4 protein-coding genes are annotated in these 2772 nt (G+C 49.6%); all 4 read left to right on the top strand.

Annotated elements, in window-relative coordinates:
• The coding region (locus tag ACQY6F_RS18685; RefSeq protein ID WP_428776599.1) for an ester cyclase at positions 1 to 326 on the top strand (326 nt) is incomplete at its 5' end.
• A 48-nt stretch (positions 327 to 374) separates the two neighbouring features.
• Entirely contained in the window at positions 375 to 815 is a 441-nt protein-coding gene (locus tag ACQY6F_RS18680) for a DoxX family protein (protein WP_428776598.1), read from the top strand.
• A gap of 80 nt (positions 816 to 895) precedes the next feature.
• Positions 896 to 1660 carry a glutathione S-transferase C-terminal domain-containing protein gene (locus ACQY6F_RS18675; protein WP_428776597.1) on the top strand — a complete coding sequence of 255 codons (765 nt, stop codon included), beginning with the start codon at positions 896 to 898 and terminating at the stop codon, positions 1658 to 1660.
• 89 nt (positions 1661 to 1749) lie between these two features.
• The gene (locus tag ACQY6F_RS18670) at positions 1750 to 2727 is read left to right on the top strand and encodes a transposase (RefSeq protein ID WP_428776596.1); all 978 of its coding nucleotides are present in this window, start codon (positions 1750 to 1752) and stop codon (positions 2725 to 2727) included.
• Positions 2728 to 2772: the final 45 nt, after the last annotated feature.

The raw sequence follows: 2772 nt of genomic DNA, 5'->3' as shown, positions 1-2772 counted from the left end.
TAGAATTTCCGGATGGACGGACGACACATGGTATTCATCACCACATGAAGGACATCGATGGACTATTTAATGGCACACCCGATTCCAGAGTCACCGCACATCCCATCGCCTTTGGTTCTGGTGACTGGACGGCTGCGACAGGGGTTCTGGAAGCCACATTCTCTGAACCAATGAAATTACCGGACGGCAGTTCAATTCAACCAACGGGTAAAAAGGTCAAGTTGACTATGGCCACCATTGCCAAATGGAAGAATGGGTGTATCGCAGAAGAGCATCTTTTTTGGGATAACGCCGAATACATGAATCAGCTTGGGCTGGGAAAATAGTCAACTGTTGTTAATTTTAATTATTTAAGAAGAGTAAGAGGTGAAAACATGAATACTTTAGTGAAAAAAATTACTGCAACAAATAGCAGCTACAGCCAGTTGGCCCTGCGTATCCCGGTCGGCATTATCTTCGCCGCCCATGGGGGACAGAAACTGTTCAGCTGGTTCGGAGGCTACGGCCTGGAAGGAACAGGCCAGTGGATGGCCTCGATAGGGCTCGAGCCCGGTTACCTGATGGCGTTACTGGCCGGGAGTGCCGAGTTCTTTGGTGGCCTTGCCTTAATCCTGGGCCTGCTCGTTCGACCGGCAGCGGCAGTGCTTGCCTTTACCATGATCGTGGCTATCTTTGCTGTGCACATCGATAGCGGCCTGTTTATGAGCAATAACGGTTACGAATTTGGTCTGGCATTACTGGCTGCATCGGTTGCTCTCGTTATCAGTGGTGCAGGCCGTGGTTCAGTAGACGCTGTGCTGGCCAGACGTTTATAGGGTCTATACATTCTGTTTCCATAAAGCCGGGATAACCATCCCGGCTTAGCCAGAACCGCAATTATAAGAGGAGTATTCAAATGTTAATCAATGGGCAATGGGCGAAAGATTTCCATCCCGTTCAGGGCACCGACACCGAAGGTGGTTTCGTCAGGGATCAATCCAGGTTTCGTAACTGGATCACCGCCGATGGTACACCAGGGCCTACTGGCGAGGGCGGCTTCTCTGCAGAACCGGACCGTTATCATCTTTACGTTGCTTTGATTTGTCCCTGGGCCTCACGCACACTGATGGTTCGTAAACTCAAAGGACTTGAAAATATTATTTCGGTAACCGTACTCGACCCCCGCCTGACCGAGAAGGTCTGGCGCTTTGGTGGCAACAAGGAAGACACCCCCGGGAGCCAGTCGGATCCATTGTATGGCACCGAATACCTTTATGAGCTTTACCAGCGTGCCATGCCGGATTACACGGGGCAGATCACGGTGCCAGTGCTGTGGGACAAACATCGTGAAACCATCGTCAACAACGAATCGTCAGACATCGTGCGTATGTTAAATAACGGATTTGGTCGCCTGGCTGAGAGAAGTATTGATCTCTACCCGGTTGATTTACGTGCTGAGATAGATACCGTGAACGAGCGTCTTTACGATAGTTTCAACAATGGTGTCTACCGTGCCGGTTTTGCTACAACCCAGCGCGCCTATGATCGAGCCGTGCAGGAGGTGTTCGATAGTCTTGAATGGATCGACAGGCAACTAGACCATCATAATTACCTGGTTGGTGATCGCCTTACAGAGACCGACGTAGGGGAAAATAGGGACACTGCTCACTTAATCATTTAACACGATTTTCGCTCTTGGCACGATTAGTGTAAACTCGTGATATGCCAAGGACCGGTAGACTTCATATTCCTGGAGGGTGTTATCATGTCATGGGACGCGGCCTGGAGAGGCGGCGTATTTTGTCAACAGACACCGACAAGCAGGACTTTATCATACGACTGGGAAACGGACTTTCCGAGACCGGTACCCAGTGTCTCGCCTGGGCAATAATGGACAATCACTACCACCTGCTATTGCGGGTTGGCATAACTCCCCTGTCGGATCTCATGCGTAAGCTGGTCGGTGGCTATGCAACTCATTACAATCGGCGCCACGGACGTGTCGGCTATGTCTTTCAGAATCGCTACAAATCGATTCTGTGCGATGAAGAGCTCTACCTGCTGGAGCTGGTCCGCTATATTCACCTGAACCCGGTCAGAGCAAAAATTATCAATAGCCTGCCCACACTCGACAGTTATCCATGGACAGGGCATGCCGTATTACTGGGTAATCTCCAACAGGACTGGCAACATACCAAAGACGTACTGGCACGCTTTCACCAACGACTTACGACTGCCAGAAACCTGTACCGACAATTTATCACACAGGGTTTGAATACGGCCACCGAGGTTGACTTTAATGGGGGCGGATTGATTCGAAGTTATGGTGGATGGCAAAGCCTTGAATGGGCACGCAAGGAACACGAACAAAAGATTGGTGATGAACGAATCCTCGGTGATAGCGATTTTGTTCAACAGGCTCTCACACAGGACAGCCTCCGCATTGAAGCCCGTAGTCAACTGATACGCGAAGGCTGGGATCTTGAAATGTTGATCCATAGCGTCTGTGCATATTTTCAGGTTGAACCTGCAGATGTGACTCAGAAGGGGCGACGCAATGGACTATCATTCGCAAAATCAGTGATTTGTTATTTAGGCAGCAAAGAGCTATACCTGTCATCCACTGTCATTAGCGCAAGACTCAATATAGGACAATCTGCCGTATCCATGTCCAGCAAACGCGGCCGGTTCATTTGTGACAAGAACGAGCTCAACTTCAAACGGCTCGCTCAATATCGTGTTAAATGATTAAGTGAGCAGTGTCCCTCAAATGCAAATGCAAATGCTCCTCAA

Origin of the sequence: Vibrio sp. (assembly GCF_050299255.1) — a bacterium.
GTDB lineage: Bacteria > Pseudomonadota > Gammaproteobacteria > Enterobacterales > Vibrionaceae > Vibrio.
Note: the sequence above shows the minus strand (reverse complement) of the source record. Positions and strands in the feature narration are given on the sequence as shown.